Annotated in this window: 15 protein-coding genes; 8 read left to right on the forward strand and 7 right to left on the reverse strand. The window is 69.0% G+C overall.

The genetic code is table 11. The annotated features are described in order from the left end of the window. Window positions 1-44: 44 nt before the first annotated feature. Window positions 45-2,852, forward strand: coding sequence for a glycosyl hydrolase (locus tag ACIA73_RS00235; RefSeq protein ID WP_399435943.1), 2,808 nt, complete (start codon window positions 45-47; stop codon window positions 2,850-2,852). Between the two features lie 125 nt (window positions 2,853-2,977). Here the strand turns inward: ACIA73_RS00235 and ACIA73_RS00240 are convergent, their stop codons facing one another. The 4 genes from ACIA73_RS00240 to ACIA73_RS00255 form a co-directional block, all read right to left on the reverse strand. Continuing rightward, a complete protein-coding gene (locus ACIA73_RS00240; RefSeq protein WP_399435944.1) occupies window positions 2,978-4,045 on the reverse strand; it encodes a LacI family DNA-binding transcriptional regulator in 1,068 nt (355 codons plus the stop codon). A gap of 153 nt (window positions 4,046-4,198) precedes the next feature. Beyond that, window positions 4,199-5,203 (reverse strand): 3-oxoacyl-ACP synthase III family protein, encoded by a 1,005-nt coding sequence (locus ACIA73_RS00245; protein ID WP_399435945.1) that lies wholly within the window; start codon window positions 5,201-5,203, stop codon window positions 4,199-4,201. Next, complete coding sequence (locus ACIA73_RS00250; protein WP_399435946.1) at window positions 5,200-5,463, reverse strand: phosphopantetheine-binding protein; 264 nt, start codon at window positions 5,461-5,463, stop codon at window positions 5,200-5,202. Before ACIA73_RS00250 ends, ACIA73_RS00245 begins: the two co-directional genes overlap by 4 nt. A gap of 93 nt (window positions 5,464-5,556) precedes the next feature. Beyond that, window positions 5,557-7,437, reverse strand: a complete 1,881-nt coding sequence (locus tag ACIA73_RS00255; protein WP_399435947.1) for a ThiF family adenylyltransferase — start codon at window positions 7,435-7,437, stop codon at window positions 5,557-5,559. Window positions 7,438-7,774: 337 nt separating this feature from the next. Here ACIA73_RS00255 and ACIA73_RS00260 point away from each other — a divergent pair, with 337 nt between their 5' ends. The 3 genes from ACIA73_RS00260 (at window position 7,775) to ACIA73_RS00270 (ending at window position 10,194) form a co-directional block, all read left to right on the forward strand. Beyond that, window positions 7,775-8,320 (forward strand): EF-hand domain-containing protein, encoded by a 546-nt coding sequence (locus ACIA73_RS00260; protein ID WP_399435948.1) that lies wholly within the window; start codon window positions 7,775-7,777, stop codon window positions 8,318-8,320. A 119-nt stretch (window positions 8,321-8,439) separates the two neighbouring features. Next, window positions 8,440-9,228, forward strand: a complete 789-nt coding sequence (locus ACIA73_RS00265; RefSeq protein WP_399435949.1) for an AAA family ATPase — start codon at window positions 8,440-8,442, stop codon at window positions 9,226-9,228. Between the two features lie 234 nt (window positions 9,229-9,462). Next, window positions 9,463-10,194, forward strand: a complete 732-nt coding sequence (locus tag ACIA73_RS00270) for a hypothetical protein (protein ID WP_399435950.1) — start codon at window positions 9,463-9,465, stop codon at window positions 10,192-10,194. A gap of 492 nt (window positions 10,195-10,686) precedes the next feature. Here the strand turns inward: ACIA73_RS00270 and ACIA73_RS00275 are convergent, their stop codons facing one another. The 3 genes from ACIA73_RS00275 to ACIA73_RS00285 form a co-directional block, all read right to left on the reverse strand. Continuing rightward, on the reverse strand, window positions 10,687-11,049 hold the full coding sequence (locus ACIA73_RS00275) for a DUF1304 domain-containing protein (RefSeq protein WP_399435952.1): 363 nt from the start codon (window positions 11,047-11,049) through the stop codon (window positions 10,687-10,689). A gap of 338 nt (window positions 11,050-11,387) precedes the next feature. After that, a complete protein-coding gene (locus ACIA73_RS00280) occupies window positions 11,388-11,711 on the reverse strand; it encodes a hypothetical protein (protein ID WP_399435954.1) in 324 nt (107 codons plus the stop codon). Window positions 11,712-11,852: 141 nt separating this feature from the next. Further along, window positions 11,853-12,917: a LacI family DNA-binding transcriptional regulator gene (locus ACIA73_RS00285; protein WP_399435955.1), complete on the reverse strand. Its 1,065-nt coding sequence runs from the start codon at window positions 12,915-12,917 to the stop codon at window positions 11,853-11,855. A gap of 343 nt (window positions 12,918-13,260) precedes the next feature. Here ACIA73_RS00285 and ACIA73_RS00290 point away from each other — a divergent pair, with 343 nt between their 5' ends. From ACIA73_RS00290 to ACIA73_RS00305, 4 genes are all read left to right on the forward strand, one after another. Beyond that, window positions 13,261-13,614 carry a hypothetical protein gene (locus ACIA73_RS00290; RefSeq protein WP_399435956.1) on the forward strand — a complete coding sequence of 118 codons (354 nt, stop codon included), beginning with the start codon at window positions 13,261-13,263 and terminating at the stop codon, window positions 13,612-13,614. 162 nt (window positions 13,615-13,776) lie between these two features. Next, the gene (locus ACIA73_RS00295; protein WP_399435957.1) at window positions 13,777-14,301 is read left to right on the forward strand and encodes a hypothetical protein; all 525 of its coding nucleotides are present in this window, start codon (window positions 13,777-13,779) and stop codon (window positions 14,299-14,301) included. Between the two features lie 88 nt (window positions 14,302-14,389). Then, a complete protein-coding gene (locus ACIA73_RS00300) occupies window positions 14,390-15,898 on the forward strand; it encodes a DUF4246 domain-containing protein (RefSeq protein ID WP_399435958.1) in 1,509 nt (502 codons plus the stop codon). A 54-nt stretch (window positions 15,899-15,952) separates the two neighbouring features. Further along, window positions 15,953-16,150, forward strand: a complete 198-nt coding sequence (locus tag ACIA73_RS00305) for a DUF3224 domain-containing protein (RefSeq protein ID WP_399435959.1) — start codon at window positions 15,953-15,955, stop codon at window positions 16,148-16,150. Window positions 16,151-16,204 lie beyond the last annotated feature (54 nt).

The following is a 16,204-nucleotide window of genomic DNA, read 5'->3' on the forward strand; positions in this document are numbered from 1 at the left end:
CGCTCTCGATAGGCCCTTCCCGTCAAGACTTCGAGGTGCCGTCCATGCCAGATCTCCGCTCCCACCCCACCCCCCGCAGCAGAACTCCGCGCAGCCGGCCGGCCGCCGCGCTGGTCCTGGTAGCCGCGCTGGCCGCCGTCGGGCTCGGCCCCGCCGCCTCTCCGGCGGTCGCAGCCAATGTTCCGGTGGGCTCCGGCAGCTACTCCGACACCCGCCCCGCCGGAACCTCCGGACCCACCACCAACACCGGCACCCCGGTCACCCCCAAGGTCACCCCGGCGGCCAAGGGCAAGCCCGTACCCACCAACGACTGGTGGTCCTCCCTGGCCTTCCAGCGGTACGGCGACAACCCGTACTCCACCCCGATGTACGGGCACCCGCTCACCTACCAGGCCACCGCGGGCGGCCTGGAGGTCGGCTACCCCACCACCCCGGCGGTCGTCGGCGAGGGGCGCCAGTACGAGTACGCGCACAAGCGCGACCTCACCCTCGGCCTCACCGGCCTCAACTCCCCCGACACGAAAGCCGATTCCTGGTCGGACTGGACCGTGACTCCCTACTGGTCGGACGGCGCCCGCACCCTGCGCACGACCATCGGCCACGGCCTGCCCTTCGTGTACGCCAAAGGCTCGGGCGGCAACGCGCAGATCACCACCGCCGCCGCACCGGCCGTCTTCGCGGACCAGGGAAACGTCCTGGGCATCACGGTCGGCGGTCACCACTACGCCCTCTTCGCCCCGAGCGGCAGTGACTGGAACGTCTCCGGGTCCACGATCACCGCGGGCCTGGGCGGCAAGGACTACTTCTCCCTGGCTGTCCTGCCGTCTGCCGACGCACTCGCCACGTACAAGAAGTACGCCTTCAGTTTCGTCACCGGGTCCAAGGCGTCCTGGTCCTCGTCGGCGGGCTCGGTGAAGGCCGGTTACACCCTCACCACCCAGGCGCAGGAGGGCAGCGAGACCGGCACGCTCCAGGCGCTCTACCGCCACCAGTGGCTGCACACCACCGATCCGCTGACCTCCCACACCTACGTCTCGCCGCGCGGCACGATGAAGGTCCGCGAGGGCACCGCCTTCACCACCACCCAGAAGTCCTCGCCCGTACTGCCCGCCCTCCCGAAGTCCTCGGGTGTGGACCGGGCGCGCCTGAAGACGTACCTCGACGAGGTGGCGAACGCGGCCGACCCGTTCTCGGGGGCCACCGACACGTACTGGACCGGCAAGGCGCTCGGCAGGCTCGCCCAACTCGTCCCGGTCGCCGACCAGATTGGCGAGAGCGCCGTCCGTGACAAGCTCCTCGGGCTGCTCAAGGGGCGGCTCCAGGAGTGGTTCACCGCGGGCGGCGCGAGTGAGTTCTCGTACGACAGGGACTGGAAGACCCTGACCGGCTACCCGGCCTCGTACGGCAGCGACACGGAACTCAACGACCACCACTTCCACTACAGCTACTACGTGTACGCCGCCGCGATCGTCGCCCAGTACGACCAGGCCTGGGCCGCCGACTCGGCGTGGGGCGGCATGGTGAAGACCCTCATCAAGGACGCGGCCAACCCCGCCCGGGGCGACACGGCCTTCCCGTTCCTCCGCGGCTTCGACGTCTACGCGGGCCACAGCTGGGCCTCGGGACACCAGGGCTTCGCGGCGGGCAACAACCAGGAGTCGTCGTCCGAGTCGACGAACCTCAGCGCGGCTCTGGTGCTCTGGGGTTCGGCCACCGGAAGCGCCGAACTCCGGGACCTGGGCGCCTACTTGCTGACCACGGAGTCGGAGGCCATTGCCCAGTACTGGTTCGACGCCAACGAGCAGGTGTTCCCCGCCGACTTCGGCCACGACACCGCCGGGATGGTCTGGGGAAGCGGCGCGGCGTACTCGACATGGTGGACGGCGAACCCCGAGGAGATCCACGGCATCAACGTCCTCCCCGTCACCGGGGGCTCCCTCCAGCTGTCCGGCCACAAAGCGGCGATCCGGCGCAACCTCGCCGAACTCGTACGGGAGAACGGCGGGCCCGCCGTCGAATGGCGGGACATCCTCTGGGAGTTCGAGTCGCTCGCCGACCCGGCGGCGGGCAGGGCCAAGTGGGATTCGGGCAACGCCGGTTACACACCCGAGCAGGGCGAGTCCAAGGCGCACACGTACCACTGGATCGGCACCCTGGACGCGCTCGGTGCCCCCGACACCGAGGTGACGGGTGACATCCCGACCTCAGCGGTCTTCACGAAGGGGACCGTACGCACCTACGCGGCCCACAACTTCGACGCCGCGCCCCGCACCGTCACCTTCTCCGACGGCAAGACCCTCACCGTCCCGGCCCGCTCCACGGCGACGGGCACCGGAACCGGCGGCGATCCCGGACCCGACCCGGACCCGCCCACGGGGAACGTCTTCCAGCTCGGCGCCGCAGGCACCCTCACCACGGCGGGCGGAGGCACGACGGGCAGCGACACCCTCGCGTCCGCGGACGGCGCGAACCACGACGGCACGCCCTACCGGCCCTTGGTCTACGAGGCGAAGAAGGTCAACGGCACGCTCGTGGCGGGCAAGAGCACGGCGTTCCGCCTCCAGGTCGACGCCGGAACCGCGGTCGGCCTCGGCCAGCAGGCCAGGATCAGCTACGACCTCACGGGCGACGGCACCTTCGAACGGACGGAGACCTACCGGTACTTCGCGACCGATCCGGCGACCGGCTGGGAGACGTACGGCGAGGGCAGCGGCCTGAAATCGGCGACCGGTTCGCCGGGGAATCTGCAGGGCGGCACCGTACGTCTGGAGGTGTGGTCGGCGATCGGGAACGCACCGGCGAAGCTCAGGACCGGACCGGCGGCATCGCAACTGACGATTCCGTTCGGCTGACCGTCCGCCCGACCATCCGATGACAGGCGCCGACGGGGCTCCCCCTGCCCCGTCGGCGCCTGCTTCTGCGCCCACACCCACTCCCTCGCCCACTTCTTCGGGCGCTTCTTCGCCCACTTCTTCGCCTACGCCGAAGCTCTCCGCACGAGCACGGTGGGTGTGATCACCGGCTCCGGAAGCGGCGCCCCCGAGCCCCTCTCCCCCAGCAACCGCATCAGCAGCCGCACCATCAACCGCCCCATTTCCTCGACGTCCTGACGCACCGTCGTCAGCGGAGGGTCGATCCTCTCCACCACCGAAGCCATGTCGTCGAACCCGACCACGGCGACGTCCTGCGGAACCCGCAGACCTCTCTCGCGCAACGTCGCCAACGCCCCGGCCGCCATCAGGTCGTTGGCGGCGAACACCGCGTCCAGGCCCGGCACCCGGTCCAGCAGTTCGGCCATCGCGCGCGCACCGCTCTGCTCCGTGAACGCCCCCTCGCTGATCAGCTCGGACCCGGCGCCCGGCAGCGCGTCCCGGTAGCCGTCGGCCCGGTCCAGCGCGGAGGTCTGGTCGAGGGGGCCCGCGATGTGCGCGACGGTCTTCCGTCCGAGCGAGACCAGATGGCGCACCGCTTCCCGTGCTCCACCCCGGTTGTCGCAGTCGACGTACGGCACTGCCGGACCGGCTGCCGCACCCTCGGGGCCGGTCCTGACCGACCTGCCCGGCCGCCCTCCGAACACGGCCGGCACCTTCGTCCTGCCGATGATCGCCGGGAGTTCGTCGTCCTCGTGCAGCGAGAGAGCGAGCGCCCCGTCGACATGTCCGCCTCCCAGATAGCGGGCGATACGTTCGTGGTCGCCCGGCCCTTCCACCCACAGCAGGACGAGTTGGGAGTCGTGTGCCGTCAGCTCGCGGCTGATCCCCCGTATCTGCTGGGCGAAGAAGGGGTCCGAGAAGATCCTGAACTCCGGTTCGGCGATGATCACGGCCACCGCGCCGTTGCGCCGGGTGACCAGGGCGCGGGCCGCGTGGTTGGGAACGTATCCCAGCTCTTCGACCGCCCTGCTCACCTTCTCCACCAGTGATGCCCGGACACCGGCGCCCCCATTGACGACACGCGAGACGGTGGCCCTGGAGACACCGGCGCGGGCCGCGACTGCTTCCAGCGTGGGGCGGGTCGTTCCGAACCCAGGAGTCTGCTCGGGCAAGGGGTCTCCTCGGCTACGTCACTCGACTGCCGCAACAGGCTACCCGGCTCGGTCCGGGTGTCTCCGGACAGCACCGAAGGGCGGCCGAAGCCGCGGCCTTCACCGTCGCGCACGTGGGGACCGTCGCGCAGGTGGGGCGGCGCGAGAACCCGGTCACAACCAGCGTTGAACAGCCCCGGCCCAGCTCATCCCCGCGCCGACCGCGGCGTGCAGGACGGTCGTGTGCGAGGTGAGCCGCCCTTGGGAGCGCGCTGCGTGAAGAGCCATGGGGATCGACGCCGCACCCGTGTTGCCGAAGGTGTCGGCGGTGATGACGAGCTGTTCTGCGGTGATACCGAGCTGGGATCCCAGGGTGCGGAGCATGCGTGGATTGGCTTGGTGGGGGATGACCAGGTCGATCTGGTCCAGGGCCAGACCGGACGTCCGCGTGAGGTCGTGCACGATCCGCGGAAAGGTGTCGTGGAAGTAGGCGGCGACCGCCTTGCCCTGCATGTGGAGGTAGTGGCCTCCTTCGGAGACCGTGCGTGCGCTCGCCGGCTGTGCGCTGCCTCCGGCACGGATACCGACGATGTCGGCGAGTGCGCCGTCAGTTCCCTGCACGCTGCACAGAATGCCTTGCCCCGTGCGTGCCGGACCCACGACGGCCGCACCCGCTCCATCGGCGAACAGCACGCCGGTGGAGCGGTCCTGGGGGTTCTGGAACTTTGAGAACGTCTCGGCTCCGATGACCAGCGCCCGGCCTTCCGGGTGCGAGGCGGTCAGGATGTCGCGGGCCGTCTTCAGGGCGTTGAGGAACCCCGCGCAGGCACCGCCGACATCCGTCGCCCAGGCCCGGTCCGCTCCGAGGCGGTGCTGGACCCGGCAGGCTGTGGCGACAGCCAGCTGATCGGGTGTGCTGGAGGCCACGAGGATGACGTCGATGTCCCGTGGGGAGAGACCGGCGTCGGCCAGAGCGTGTTCGGCGGCCGCGTGGGCGAGGTCCGACGTGGACTGGTGGGGCTCCGCGTACCGCCGGTGGGTGATGCCGGTCATGCGCTCGATCCAGGCGGGTTCCACACCGTACTGACCGGCGATGTCCTCGTTGCTCACACGACGGTCAGGGAGGTGGACACCCAGTCCGTGGATCCCCCACGCGGTGTGCAGCAGGTCGCGGCTCATGTGAGGGACGTGTGGGCCGCTGCCTCGTGCGCCACCTGCGCGCACCGGACGACGGTCATCCCAGGCTCCGTCAGCAGTGCGTCGTCGATGGGCATGCCGAGTTCTTCCTCGGCCCGGACCGCGATCTCCACCACTTGCAGCGAGTCCAGGTCCAGGTCCTCGACGAGCCGGCTCTCGGACGTGATCTCTTCCACCGGCCGGTCGGCGATGGCGGCGACGATGGCCGTCACCCGGCGAAGGATGTCAACAGCGTTGGTCATGGGGGCTCCTGTGGTGGTCGGATTCAGGGAGGGGGGCAGGGAGAGCGGGTTCGCGGATCAGAGGCTGACGAGGGGCTGCCTCTGGCAGGGGCGCTACGGGAGCGTGCTGCGGTCGGCGGAGGTGAGGAGTTCCAGGTCGGTGTAGAAGCGCCCCGAGGGGCGAGGCCCGCCGAGCAGGATGTGCCGTGCGGCCTCGGCAGTGAGTGCGCCGCCGAGGGCGACGCCCGAGGCGAGTTGTGGCCAGCTGCTGAGGGTGGTGCCGATCTCGGTGATGGCAGCGGTGAGTTGGGGACTGATCCGGTCCCGGTCGACCATCGTGAGGATGACGTCGATCGCCTGCTCGTGGGTGAGGTCGGTCAGATCCTGGGAGGTGGTGTCGCCGAGGAGGCCGTGCAGGACCGGTCGATTCGGTTCGAGGTCGAACCGTTCGACGTCGAGCAGGCCCCGGTCGTTCGCGTCCATCACCACGGGGATGCGCAGTGCGCGAGCGTGTTCGCGGGCGGCGACCTTCACGTACGGGGTGTCGCACTCCTCGACGAGAAGGTCGATGGGGCCCGCACCGCCGCTGAAGAAGTCATCCATGGTGTCCGCGGTCAGGCCGCCCGGGTAGATCTCGATGTCGAGCCAGGGGTCGATCTCCAGCATCTGACGGGCCGCGAGCACGCACTTGTTCAGACCGAGATGGTGCACCCCCGCCCGCAGCCGGTTCAGGTTCGAGACGCTGAGGGAGTCGAAGTCGGCCAGCTTGAACGATCCGCCGATGCCCTCCATCGCGAAGGTCAGGGCAGCGCTGCTGCCGACCGAAAGCCCGATGACGCCCACCCGGCGTCCCAGCAGGGAGCGCTGCTGTGCGCGGTCGATCCGCCCGCGGTTGCGGTCGGTGCGCACCAGGCGGAACTCCTCACGCGGCAGCAGGTGCACCAGCCGCCCCGACCACGGATACCAGACCCAGCTCCCGTACTCCCGCACCTCCACGCCGGCCAACTGCTCCGTCACAGCGCGCTCCACCGCGTCGGGCGAGGAACGCAGTCGGGGATCACGGCTGGTGACCAGTTCCGTCAGCTGGTCCTCCATGGTGTCCAGCACCTCGCGGACCGCACCCGATTCGAGGAGTTCCAGCAGGCGTGCCTCGTCCTGTGCGCGCCCGAGGTCGAAGTGCACGGGCTGCCAGCACGGTTCGGCGCCGTCGCTGCGCAGGCTCATGGCGGCAAGCCGCTCCGAGCAGGCGCGGAACCCGTTTCGCGATCCGCGCCCGGCCCCGGCCCCGGCCCGACGATCGCCGCCGAGTCCGGCCTTCCGTGCGGAGACCGTCGCGGCCGGGAAGACGTTCTCCAACTGCTCGACGAGTCCGGCATGTTCGCCCGCCGGGAATGCGGACCTGTACAGCATGATCACCACGTCCTCGGTGTACCGCTCGACGTAGCGGCGGCTCCCGGGAATCGGGCGAAAGCCGAACCGCTCGTGGAATCGGTCCTGGCCGTCCGCGGTACCAGAGGTGCCGATCATCGCCTTGGCGCCCAGGCAGCGTGCGGCAGCGATCGCGAAGGCATTGAGGTAGACCCCCAGACCCAGCTTGCGTGCCTGGTGCTCGACCACCAGGCGGCTGTGCTCGAACGTTTCGGCAGCGCCGAATCCGCACTCCCGGAGCAGCTCCTCGTAGCGCTCCGTACCCAGGTAGGCCCGCGTCTGGAAGAGGTCGCCCGTTTCGGGGGTGGAGAGCCGCACATAGCCCAGCGGGGGGCCGCCCGGCTCTCGCCTCCCGACGAAGTGCCAGGCACCGAGGTCCAGATCCTGGTCGTCGGCGTACCCGCCGTCCGTCGTACGGAAGTCGGGGCGGCGGCCGTGGTCGAAGAGAATCCTCGCCCTCAGCTCCCTGACGCGCCCGACGGCCTCCGCCTCCCCCTGCCCCTCTCCTGAGAGACGGAACGCGGATACGTGCCAAGGCCCGCCATCGACCCCGGGAAAAACGTTCATCCCTGGTAACCCTTTTCAGCTCTCATGGTCGTGCGCGCCCGGCGCACGCAGCGCATCGACGATCACAACGAGCGCCCCGCCGAACGGTTTCGCAATTCCGCACACCTCTGTCCAGGTCGGCCTTTCCTGCCGGTGGGGGGGAGGCCGCCGGCGTTGCCGATCGCGGAAAGCGGCTCACACGATCGGGTGGATCGCTCCGGGCCGATGAGCCGACCGGGTGACTCGCAGTACCGGCCGGGCCGGTGGCCTCTGCGATCGTTCCTCCCGTCCAGATCTCCCCCTGGCCCAGCCCGCCGCGCTACGGCAGCCCTGGGTCCCGCCAGTGAAGGAACGATTCATGCCCGATGTCATCCAGGACAAGTGCGACCGCCTTTTCGCGCTCTACGACGCTGACGGCAACGGCCACCTCGATCACGAGGACGTCAAGATCATGGTCAACCGGATCCTGATCGGCACCAACGTTCCGGCCGGCTCTCCGAAAGCCACCACGCTGCAGGCGGACTACGACGCGTGGTGGCAGGCGCTGCTCGCGCATGCCGATATCAACGGCGACGGAGTCATCACGCGGGACGAGTTCCGAGCCACGATGACCGGACTGTCCGCCGACAACCCGGCTCTGCACGGCACCGTCCGCAAGGCTGTGGACGCGGTGTTCACCGCCCTGGACTCCGACGACGACAACGCGATCCCGGCAGCCGCCCTGGTCGCGATGTTCACTCGCGGCGGTCTGAACCAGGACGACGCGGCAGAGGCCGCTCGCGTATTCGACCTCGACGGCGACGGAACCATCACCCGGGAGGAGTACGCCACACGCTGGCTGGACTTCTTCACCGCCGACGACCCCGAGGCCCCCGCGAGCCGCATCCTCGGCAAACTTTCCTGACCCCCCAAGCCATTTCCTGACCACCCCCCCAAGCCATACCGACGGTGCCCCCGTACTTATTACGGGGGCTACCGGCACCGCTCGGTCCGCTCCTCCTCGCACGAGGAAACGCCTGGACCGTGGGAGGGCGGATCCGTAAACTTCGCTTCCGGTTCGCGGAAGCACGCTCGACCGCGCTGTTCCAGCTCGCCACCGGGCTGCCTGCCGCGGTCCTCGCCCGCACCCTCGGGATCGGCATCGACATCGCCGTCACATGCCAGCGGGACACAGCCGCAGGCAGCCTGTTCGGAAGGGCCATGATGACCAGCAGTGCGAAGGCGTCGTCCAACGCGGGCGAGCACGGCAGTCCAGAGTTCCCGCAGCGCGAACAGGCGATCATCCTCATCACCGGCATCCAGGCTTCTGGGAAATCGACGGTCGCGCAGGCACTGGCCGAGCGGCTGCCGCGCTCCGTGCACGTACGCGGCGACCAGTTCCGCCGCATGGTGGTCAACGGCCGCTCCGACATGACCGCCACCCCCAGTGACGAAGCCGTCCGCCAACTGAGGCTCCGTCACCAGCTGACCGCACGCACCAGCGACGACTACTTCCGAGCCGGCTTCACCGTGGTCGTACAGGACGTCATCCTCGGCGAGCACCTCGCCCGGACCGTCGCGCAGTTCCGCGGCGCTCCCCTGCTGGTCGTCGTCCTCGCACCGGAGCCCGGCGCTGTCCTGGAGCGCGAAGCCGGCAGAACCAAGAACGCCTACGACACACTGAGCGTCCACATGCTCGACAAGGTCCTTCGCGAGGAAACCGCACAGCTCGGACTCTGGATCGACACCTCGTTCCAGACTCCCGCCGAGACCGTGGACGAGATCCTTGCCCGCGCCTGGACCGAAGCCCGCATCGGGGAGCCAACAGCCTGATCCAGCAGGCATTTTGCGGCTCGGCCCAGCCGACGCCCATGAGAAGGTCGCTCAGATGGTTCGATGGCCTTACGGCGGTACGGCGCTACAGCCCCCACGGGGTGCGCCCCGACTCTTCCGGCCAGGGGGCAGGGCGCGACGAGCGTGTCGGCGGGAGCCACGGCTCCTGCCGGAGAGGACACGGCGGGCGAATAATCGGATGTGCGTGCGGCGCGGGGTTGTTAGGTTCGCCGTGTGCCGAAGCTGAATCAGATCATCGCAGTCGAAAAGGGCGTCAAGTCCAAGGCCCTCCAGGAGCTCACCCAGGCTCACCAGGACGTGCAGAAGCCCGCCCTGCTAGCCGGTATCTCCCGGACCTACCAGCCCAAGGACGAGGAGGGCGAGCAGCTGCCGCCCGAGTCCACGCGGGTGCAGATCAAGGCCGAGGACGCCCTGCGGGCGACTGCCGGAACACTGACGCGGCTCTTCGACGTGACCGCGACGAAGGACTGGGCGAACCGGTCCGCGGTCGCGGACGTGGTGGTCGACGGTACGGTGCTGTTGCCCCAGGTGCCCGTTCCGTACCTGTTGTTCCTGGAGAAGCAACTCACCGACCTGCACACCTTCGTGCGCAAACTGCCGGTGCTCGACGCCTCCGAGTCGTGGAACCTGGACCCTTCGACGGACTCGTGGAAGACGGACGCGGTGCGGACCATTCGCACCAAGAAGGTTCCGCGCAATCACGTGAAGGCCGAGGCTACGGAGAAGCACCCGGCGCAGGTCGAGGTGTACTACGAGGACGTCCCGGTCGGTTACTGGACCACGGTGAAGTTCTCCGGCGCGCTGCCCGCCCGGCGGGTCAACGAACTTCTCGACCGGGTCGAGAAGCTCCAGCAGTCCGTCAAGTTCGCCCGCGAGGAGGCGAACAGCACCGAGGTCACCGACCAGCGGGTCGGCGACGCGGTATTCGGCTACCTCTTCCGGTAGCCCCACATACGCCCTCCGTCGCGAGCGGAGGGTGCGCGATGAGCGCAAGCTGAAACTGATGTTGAAGCTGATGAAGGGGTGTCAGTTGGGGGTTCGAATCCCTCTCCCCGCACCACGTGCGGGGATGGCCCAAGCCTGGCAGAGGCGGCCCCATGAAACTCAGATTCTCGCTCCAGTCTCAGTATTCGCCGCCGAACACCGGATCGACCGAGCGTGGGCGAACATCGACGGATGGGGGTTCAAGTCCCCTCGGCGCCTCTCTCGTGGCGCTGTAGTTCAAAGGCAGAACACGTCGATCTCAATATGACCCGCGGTTCTTAAACGCCGCCGGTGTGCGCAAATGGGTGGCAAGCTGGAGCCCGGGAGCTGGACATGCTCCCGGGCTCCGTCACGTTCCTGCCCGCGGCTTGTGCGGTGACCGGGGAGGTCCGCCGGGCGTGCGGCGTTGACGATGCGCTCGGGGATGTCCGGCTGGGCGAGGAAGAGACCGTGTCAGTGCGCGGCGAGCACCAGTGCCAGGCCGGCCACCGCGGGGACGGTCTGGACGAAGAAGATCTTCCGACTGGCCGTCGCGGCACCGTACGCACCGGCTACGGCCACGCACACCAGGAAGAAGACCTGCGCCTGGAAGCCCACCGGGTCGGCTGCCACCACGCCCCATACCAGCCCAGCGGCGAGGAAGCCGTTGTAGAGCCCTTGGTTGGCCGCGAGTGCCTTCGTTTCCGACGCGAACTGGACGCTGGTCCCGAAGGCGGCGCGGGCCCTCGGGCCGGTCCACAGGAACATCTCCAGGACCAGGATGTAGAGGTGGAGCGCTGCGATGAGCAGCACCACTCCGGTTGCGATGATCGACATGGGCACAGCCTCTCCCACGCGGCCCCCGGCCGGTCGCGGCGCCGGGCTCGTGTCGTGACGAAAGGATTCCGCTGCGGGTTCGCAGCCCTGGCCCTCCCGTTCAGAGCCTGTGTCTAAACCCCGGCCGGGCGCCCGCCGTCTGGCACGCACGCTCGCGGCGTTGCCGAAACGCCCTAGTAGCTCCTTCCCCGAGCTCTCAACTTCGTTCGAGCAGGGGAGACCCCAGCGAGGACCTTCCAGCGCCTTGCGATCGCACGCACCAGACAACGTTCGCTGATCCGACCGGGGTTTAGACACAGGCTCTCAGCTTCTCCGACGGGCCGCCGTGGCGCGCTGGATCAGGAACTGGTGCGCGCCGTCATCTTGGACTTGTACGCGTCGTTCTCCAGGGTGACGAGTTTGATGCGCACCTTGGGGTTCTTGGCCTCGAACGCCTTGGCCCGCTCGGGCCAGACGGATTTCGATGGCTCCGTGGTCTGGATGCTCCACAGTTCCACGACAGTTCGGCCCTCACTGTCGGTGGTGGACCCGGAGTCCGAGCAGGCGGACAGACCGGCCATACCGAGTCCGGCCACTGTCGCGGCCCCCAGAAGCCGGCGGCGGGGAAAGGAGGAGGACGCGGCGCCGAACGCGGATGCGGCGACTCGATCGGAGGCTGACACAGCACACCTTCCGGAAGTGTTCCGAGAATTATCGCGAGACGGACACGGAAGTTACGGGCATGCGGAAGGGGGTGTCAACGGCCCTGTCCGAACAGGCCGTTGACACCCCTGCCGAGCCCCTCGGCGGAAGCTAACGTTCCGCTAAACGCGTCGCGGGTTCGTCGTGCTCGCCCTGATCACCAACTCCGTCGAAAGCTCCACCCGCGGCGAGGCGGGCTCCACCGACCGGGCCAGGTCCAGCACCGCGCGGGCCGCCAACTTGCCCATGTCGGAGAGGGGTTGACGGACCGTCGTGAGGGGCGGGGACGACCAGCGCACCTCCGGCAGGTCGTCGAAGCCGACAATGCTCATGTCCTCCGGTACGCGCAGGCCGCGCTGACGCAGTGCCTCGATCGCGCCGAGCGCCATCTGGTCGCTGGCCGCGAAGATCGCGGTGGGCGGCTCGTCCAGGTCGAGCAGTCGATTCGTACCGGTGAAGCCGGACTCGTGGTAGAAGTCGCCGGGCACGATCAGCTCGTCGTCGACCGGCGCCCCGCCCACGTCGAGTGCGGCACGGTAGCCGTCGAGGCGGGCCCGGGAGCACAGCAGCCTGGGCGGGCCCGCGATGAATCCGATCCTGCGGTGGCCGAGCCCGAGCAGGTGCTCCGTGGCGGCCATGCCGCCGGCCCAGTTGGTGGCGCCGACGGTGAACACTTCCGTGGCGGGCGAACCGGCCGGGTCGATCACCACCAACGGCACGCCCAGCCGCCGCAGTTCGTCGTGGAGACCGGGACCGGGTTCGAGCATGGAGGTCACCAGGATCACGCCGTCCGAGGCGCGGGCCCGCAGGTTGGTCATCCACTGGCGGGCCGCGCCCGCCCGGTCGTGGATCGCGGAGACCACGGTGCCCATACCCTGCTCGTGCGCGACCTCCTCCACACCCCGGATGATTTCCACGGCCCAGGGACTGTCGAGGTCGTTGAAGACCAGGTCGAGCAGGGCCGCCCGAGCCCCCGGAGCCCCCGGGCGACGCCGGTAGCCGTGCCGGTGCAGCAGGTCCTCGACGCGGGCCCGGGTGCCGGGCGAGACGTCGGAACGCCCGTTGACGACGCGCGAGACGGTGGGCACGGACACTCCGGCCTCCCGCGCGATCTCGCTGATCGTCACCTTGGCCGCGCCCTCCGGGCCCTGCGTGCCTGTAGTGCGCTGGGCGCGTTTCCCGGCCACAGTCCCCCACCTCCGTAGCTGCGCGTCCGGAAGGGCTCCGGGCGCCTTCCGGAAACCGTAGGACATGCCCTCCGCCTTCTGCCGGCCGCCCCGCCCTGTCGTCCGACTCCTCGAACGTAGTCGGTCGTCTCCTCGCTCAGGCCACGGCGGGCTCGGAAGCCGGGTCTGCCGGAGGGGCAGAGGCCGCGTCTTCCGGAGGCGCAGCTGTCTGCAGGCCTCACAATCTGGTCAACTTGTTGGCCAATATTGACGCGTTCAGGTCATGAGGTTCCGGGCTAGCGTGCCGATCGATCAGTACAGCGATCAGTGCCTTCGTCACGTCCGACCAACACATGGGGAGCACATGAAGACAAAGCTGGCCACGGCGGCCGTTCTCGGTATGGCCGCACTCGGAACGGCCCTGGCCGCTCCCGCCGCCCACGCCGCCCCTTCCTCCCCCACGGGGGCCCTGGCCTGCCAGAACTGGACCGTGAGCAGCCCCGAGGGCAAGGCCTCCGGCACCCAGTGCGACAACGGCGTCGTCTCCGGCTGGGTGGAGGACACCAAGGCCGACGGCCGCTGCCCCTACGTGAGGCTCACCACCAGCAGCGGCACCAGGAACAGCCCGTCGGCCGGCCCCATGGGGGCCAGGGTGCACTTCTCCTACTCCGGGATCTTTGGCTCCGTGAAGTACACCATGGGTTACGTCAACTGCTGATCCGGCCCAAGCCCTGCGGAAGCGGGGGCTCCGGCTACCACCGGCGCGAGCCCCCGCCCTCCCACCCAACAGCCGTCAATCACCCTCTGTGCCGGATGAGTCGACGAGGTGCCGCCGGAATTGACGAGCAAGGGAGGCAACGGTGCTGGCATCGTGCCGCCCGTGACAGCGAGAGATGGTGCGTCCGAACCCGGTGCCCCCGTACGCCGCGCTCCGATGAGCCTGGAAGAGGCAGCATGGCTCTATCGGGCCGACGAGGTGTGCCCGAAGGACCTGCCGATGACCGCTGCCGAAGCACTCGCCGCAGGGGTGGACTCTCCGGCACTCCGCGAGCTCGCCGGGTTGCCGCGCAACGCGGACTCCCGGGACCTGTGTGACGCATTCGAGCAGGCGCTCGCGGAACTGGAGATCGCGCTGCCCGAGCCCGCTCCGGCCCGGCGCCATGCCCTCCGCCGACTGGCTGTCAGGTTTGCCGCCGGGGAGGTGGACCTCGCCGAGCTGGCGTCGGACATCTGGTGGGACATGGAGGCCGGGACCGCCGCGGAGCAGGCATTCCTGGAACTGCTCCGGACGTGTGCGTGCTGCAGCGCCTACACGCTGGGGCTCGACGAGAAGGCGTGGAAGTCCCAGCTGCGCCTCGCAGCGCTCGCTCTGGCCTCGCACTCAACGGTCGGGCCGAACTGCTGAGGTGGACTGGGGGCAGGGGCCAACTGCCGTGTCGGACCGCTGACGTATCCTTCCGGCCGCCCCACAACGACGGTAAGGACCATGCTCCGTGACTGACCTTTCTCCCTTCCCCCTGCCCTTTCTCACTTCCCCGATGACGGCGTATGCGGAGCCCCGCACGCTGCGCGAGCTGGAAATGATGCAGTGCAGCGCTCTGATCCGGACGAAGCCGGAGTGGTTCGTGAAGAGGAACGACCCGGAGATCGTCGCCAGGTGGACGCGGGAGGCGGTTGGCCAGGGCATGACGGAGGCTCAGGTCCGTTACGTGCTGGCAGAGTTGGCGTACTACGACGGGCTGCGGGACGAACGGACCGGCGTGGAGGTGTCGGCCGTGGACGGGGTGTGGCACTCGGACACCCTGGTCGAGGAGGGGCTGCGCGAGCGGCTGCGTGCGGCGGTCCGGGTTCTGGAGGAGGTCCCCGAGGAGGAGAGGGACTGGCACCCCGGCTCCGGCGGTCAGGTGCTGGACCTGGTGCATCCCTCGCTGTTCTGCCTCGTGCGAGGGGTGAGCGGAGGCCCCGAGCAGGCGTGGCAGCATCCGGAGGTGCGTGGCGCGCAGTACGAGTACTCGAAGCGGTTCCAGTGGCTGCCCACGGACGTCGAGGTCGCGGAGGGCGGCGAGGTCGCCTTCCGGTCGTACGTGAACAACGTCCACCCCGTAACTCACCGCGAACTGGCGGACGTCCTGCCCGATCTCTTCGCGCGCCTGCGTCCCCTGCTGGAGAACGTCCTCACCGATCTGCGGCGGCCGCGCCCCGCGCGGATCAGGGCCAACCCCTATGGGTGGTACGACGGCACCGAGCCCGTCGAGCCCGAGGGCGAGGACGGCGACGAGGGCTACGAAGAGGCCTACCTGGAGTACGAGAGGGCCCAGGACAACTGGTGGTACGACCGCGTTCCGGCGGTCCCGGACGCCCCGGAGTTCGTCGCGCCCGAACCGGTCGACGCGTCCGCGCGTGTGGACCTGCGGGGCCGTCGCCTCCAGGTCATCGTGAAGCTGGCCACCATCCACCTCACGCCGGAGGAGCCCGAGTACGCCGGCGGCTCCTGGCACGTCGAGGGGATGATGAACGAGCAGATCGTCTCCACCGGCATCTACTACTGGGACAACGAGAACATCACCGAGAGCCGGCTGGGCTTCCGGGCGGCACTCGACGACCCGGACTACGAACAGAACGACAGCACCGGCATGAGCGACGTCTACGGGCTCAGCAACGAGGACCCCCTCAACCAGGAGCTGGGAGCGGTGGAGACCCCGGAAGGCCGCTTCCTGGCCTTCCCGAACACCCTCCAGCACCGCGTCGGCTCCTTCCGCCTCGTGGACCCCTCCCGGCCGGGACATCGCAAGATCCTCGCGTTCTTCCTGGTCGATCCCTCAACGACGATCGTCTCGACCTCCGACGTACCGCCGCAGCAGCCGTGGGCCACCGCGACCTCGACCATGACGCTGGAGCAGGCCAAGGGCTTCCGTGAGGAGCTCATGCAGGAGCGGAAGTTCTTCGTCACCTCGCACAACAACGAGCTCTACGAGCGGGAGTTCTCCCTGTGCGAGCACTGACTCTCCCTGTGCGAGCAATGAGCCGATGTCGGTGCTGCGGCATACGATCCGGGGATGCGTGCTTCAGGAACGTTCACAGTTGCGGAGTTCACGCCCGCGCCGGTGCCCAGCCCGCCGATTGAGACCGCGGTGTCCGTGGGGGTGTCCACGATGGAGAAGAAGTACGAAGGTGAGGTGGCCGGAACCGGAGGGATGAAGGTCGACACGGACGGCACGCATCGGATCTGGTTCAACTACGAACTCGCACAGTGATCCGGCACGTGAGGCGCGAAGCCATGGGCGGATCGATCTTTCTCCTGACAGGAT

This window comes from Streptomyces sp. NPDC051561 (genome assembly GCF_044454195.1).
Lineage (GTDB): Bacteria > Actinomycetota > Actinomycetes > Streptomycetales > Streptomycetaceae > Streptomyces.